This is a genomic window from Mucilaginibacter sp. P4_G9 (genome assembly GCF_056400985.1).
The window spans coordinates 1-4085 of sequence record NZ_JBFUKF010000437.1 but is presented as its reverse complement, the minus strand read 5'-3'; the positions used below and the strand labels follow the sequence as shown (position 1 = coordinate 4085).

Here is a 4085-nt window from a genome sequence, read left to right as displayed (position 1 = left end):
GTAAATGGCCCTTCARCAATTATTACATCATCACCTTCAATAAGATTAGGCTCCAACTCAAAAGCCACCTCCTCAAATTTCATGATACTTAAAATTTCTTCTTCTGACATTATAGCCGGTTTACCTTCAAACGTAATAAACTTCAAAATTCCACCTATATTCAATAGCTTAAAACGGTCACTTTCTGTTGAATTTATAAAAACATAGTTAGGAAACATAGGTACTTGTAATTCCTTCCTGCGATCGCTCCACTGCCTTATAACCTTTTGTAAAGGCAGGTAAGCCTTGATCTTTTTCCTGGTTAATTCATTATATATTTTTTTTTCGAGATTAGGAAAGGTGTAAATAATGTACCAATTTTTTTTAAAAACAGTTTCCATAGAAATGATACGTTTAGATAGATATATTTTAATAAAATGATAGCTCTTAATCCATTACACATTTTACCGGCAGGCTTTTATAAAAAAAATTATCTTATAGTTAAACCCCACAATAAAATTGAACATCTTTACTTACAACCGAAATAGCCATTTATAACTATTTTATCATTTATTTAGTTAAAATTGTGAGCCGTCTTGCTTAGTAAATACTTAACAGGAATTGATAAGGTGCCAACCTGGTATTTGTATTTAAGTATTTGATTTATAAAACTATAAAGCTAAAACTACACTAATAAATAGTTATTAATAGCTATTGCATATATCGGTGATGTTTAAGAGTTTTATAGTATATAAACCATAAATAAAAAAGGATACAAGCCCTTTTATTTACTGTTACACCATTCGTTTTTTAATCATTAATGTTTTTTTATTCAGATGACAGCAGGATGATTCGCTGTGCATTCTGGATCGGCGTTCCTGAATAATTTATTCTTTTAATAAAGGAGGTAACATGTTCAGATCAAACATTCCTGACGTGGCAATTGGCGTAATCTTCGTTTTTGGTTGACTCAAAAAACCTGCAATATTCGGATAGCTTTTTGACAATAACATGCTGTTTTATTATCAAATAAGAGAGAAATATACATATATATAGAGAAAAAACTTGATTTATTAAACCAATTAATCAAATGGCATATAAAATACTTTCATTAGATGGCGGTGGTTCCTGGGCGCTGATTCAGGCCCGCGTACTTAAGGATATTTACGGCGATATCTCCGGTCACGAAGTTTTACATCAGTTCAACCTCGTAATCGCAAATTCGGGAGGCAGCCTTGTTTTGGCTTCGTTATGCAACAATATGTYGCTTAGTGAAATAATTTCGGTTTTTGAGGATGAAAATAAACGAAAGCAGGTTTTTTCAAAATTATCATTCTGGGAAAAATTAAAATGGAGAAACATTGCAAGCCTTACCAATGTGCTCGGGCCAAAATACAGTACCGAAAGAAAGCTCAGCGGCCTTAAAAATGTACTGAGCAAATATGATACCCTCATTATACAAAAAAAGGCAGCCAAGCCTATTTTGGATACCTATATGAATGATCTTCCGGCTATCATAGGCAAAAATGATTTACAGATACTTGTTGCTGGATACGACTATCTAAGACAAAGGGCAGTTTTCTTCCGATCAAACCCGGCAAGCAGAACAGACAGTTTTGGTAATGGCAAGTTTTACCAGGTAAGCTTAGGAGAAGCCATACATTCATCAAGTAACGCGCCTATTAATTATTTTGATTCGCCGGCTGCAATTACCACCAGTTTACTTGGGGGAGATGACAAACGTAAAACCTGGTTTTGGGACGGCGCAGTATCCGGCTTTAATAACCCGGTACTTGCCGGCTTTATAGAAGCCCGGACAAATAATCCCGACTTACCACTAAGCGATTTTAAGATCCTTTCATTAGGTACCGGCACAGGCGGGGAAGCACTTATAGGCGACTATGAAAATTCAACCAATCCGGTAATTGCTTCTATTTATAACAAAAATAAAAATAACAAGCTTGCCATTACAGACAACCGATCTTCATTTTTTGCTGATATAAAAAAAATGTCGACCAGTATTCTCGGTGATCCGCCTGATTCTGCCACATTTATAACCTATGCCATGATTGACCCTTCGCTGAGTAATAAAGCCTGTGTTGTGCGGATAAACCCTTGTTTAAAACCAATACTAAACCCCGATAACCAACTATATGAAGCGCCGGATATTTATAAAAACGACCCGAACGGCGAGGCCGATTTTATTGCAATAATGGATCTTGATATGGATGCAGTAAAAAATGATGAGGTTGACCTGATTAAGCGTCTTTGTGATAAGTTTATTGTAAACGGCTCTGGCTTGTGTTTACCTAATCAGTTAATACGTGGTGATGGTAAGGGCGTTCACCTGGGTTATGATACCTATAAGGCAGCCAAAGAAAAATGGCTGAATTGCGATAAGGAAGGATAACAGCGTTATTGAAATGAAAAATAGATTTTCATTCGGTCGTAACCAGGCAATTGTGTTTGCCACTTTAGTTTTTGTACTGGTAATTGGTGCATTTTACTTTTTTATCTACGTTCCCGATAATCAAAATGAATTAGAAGCTCAGCGCTTCAGATGTTTGCAAAATATTGAAATCAACATTCAGTCAAAGGTTGATAACTCTATAGCGCTTTTAAATACCATACTCAATACTTACGAAAAAAATCCAGCGCAATACAACCGGGAAAGATTAAGCAAGTATATTGAACACTATTCGCAGGAAAGCTTCATCCTCGAATCTATCAAGCCGGTACAGCCATCGGCAGAAAAAAACAAAATTAATACCTTAACTGACAGCATTTGCAGGGTAGAATTTGATAACCGGACGCTAACCATTCACCTCCAAAAAAAGGGCTACTTTATCCACATGAAGTATACTTTAAAGCAGTTTGTCGACCCTTTACTTACCGACGAAATATTTGACCAGTATATTTTCCTCAGGCAAAAAAACATTATCTACCAAACATTCCCCAGCGGCATAACAACAATAGTATCAGACTCATTAAAATCCGATAAAAGCGCTTTTTTAGAAGGACAAGTAAAAAACATACACCTTAGCGGCAACAGCTACAAAATATTTTCGCAAAGGCTAAACCTAAATGCAGATTCTGTTATCACCGTATCAGGTTTGCTTACCAATAAAAAATACCAGCAGGAAAAAAATAAACTTCCAGAAAACATCGTCATTTTACTGCTAACCATTGCCACCGCTTCCATACTTGCATTACCCTGGTTAAAGCTTTACCAAATGGGAAATAAAGACCGGCTAACAGCAACTGATGGCATATTTTCATTTGCAGTATCCATGCTGTTGATGTCGATACTGTTCTTCGCTTTTTTTAAATACAATTTACCCTTCCGGCCGGGCATATCTGCATCAAAATTAACCAGCAGGAATATTGCCAATAACCTGAAACAGCGATTCGGTATGGAGATTGCTAAGGCTTACCGTGTTTTAACCCAGGCAGATTTATTGGTAAATGCTCAAAACAACACACCCAACACAAATAATCCCGGAGTTGGTGCGCAAAGGGCTATTGAGGATCAATATGAAAAAGCGATATCTCCCAATATTCAAACGCAATTAAAACTCCTTACCCGGGATGTGGATGTTAACCAGATTTTCTGGTTAAATAATAAAGGGACAGAAGTAAATGGCTGGTACGCAAAATCAGAAGCTTCGCCGCCGGGTAATTACGCCAACCGGGATTATTTTACCAAACTACGTGATAACAGGTCGTTTTATGTAAATAACGACCCCAAACAGCCTTATTATTTTGACCAGGTAATATCATGGACATCAGGGGTATTCACTTCGGTTATATCCAAACCATCAATAAACAAAAATGCCCCGTATGTAGCTTTATCTGTTAATTTTAAAAGCCTCGATCATGCCATTTTATCAGCAGGCTATCTTTATTGTATCATCAATAACCGTGGCAAGGTATTATATCATGCCAATGCTTCTAAAAATCTTAATCAAAACCTGTTTGATGAGTTCTCAGATTATCAAAGTTTGAAAGCCAGTATAGAAGCACACACCGAAAAGGATTTTGTAACAAGGTACTCCGGTAAAAAATACATAGCTTATGCAAGCCCGATACATGACCTCCCTTATTAC

At 36.5% G+C, this 4085-nt stretch carries 3 protein-coding genes; 2 read left to right on the top strand and 1 reads right to left on the bottom strand.

What is annotated here, in order from left to right; genetic code table 11:
- Positions 1-380, bottom strand: a 380-nt coding sequence (locus tag AC1DPZ_RS23275) for a UpxY family transcription antiterminator (RefSeq protein WP_477407946.1), incomplete at its 3' end; no start/stop codon positions are given.
- A 689-nt stretch (positions 381-1069) separates the two neighbouring features.
- Here AC1DPZ_RS23275 and AC1DPZ_RS23270 point away from each other — a divergent pair.
- Both AC1DPZ_RS23270 and AC1DPZ_RS23265 read left to right on the top strand, forming a co-directional pair.
- Entirely contained in the window at positions 1070-2389 is a 1320-nt protein-coding gene (locus AC1DPZ_RS23270; RefSeq protein ID WP_477407944.1) for a patatin-like phospholipase family protein, read from the top strand.
- A gap of 13 nt (positions 2390-2402) precedes the next feature.
- Positions 2403-4085: cache domain-containing protein (locus AC1DPZ_RS23265; protein ID WP_477407942.1), on the top strand; the 1683-nt coding region annotated here is incomplete at its 3' end.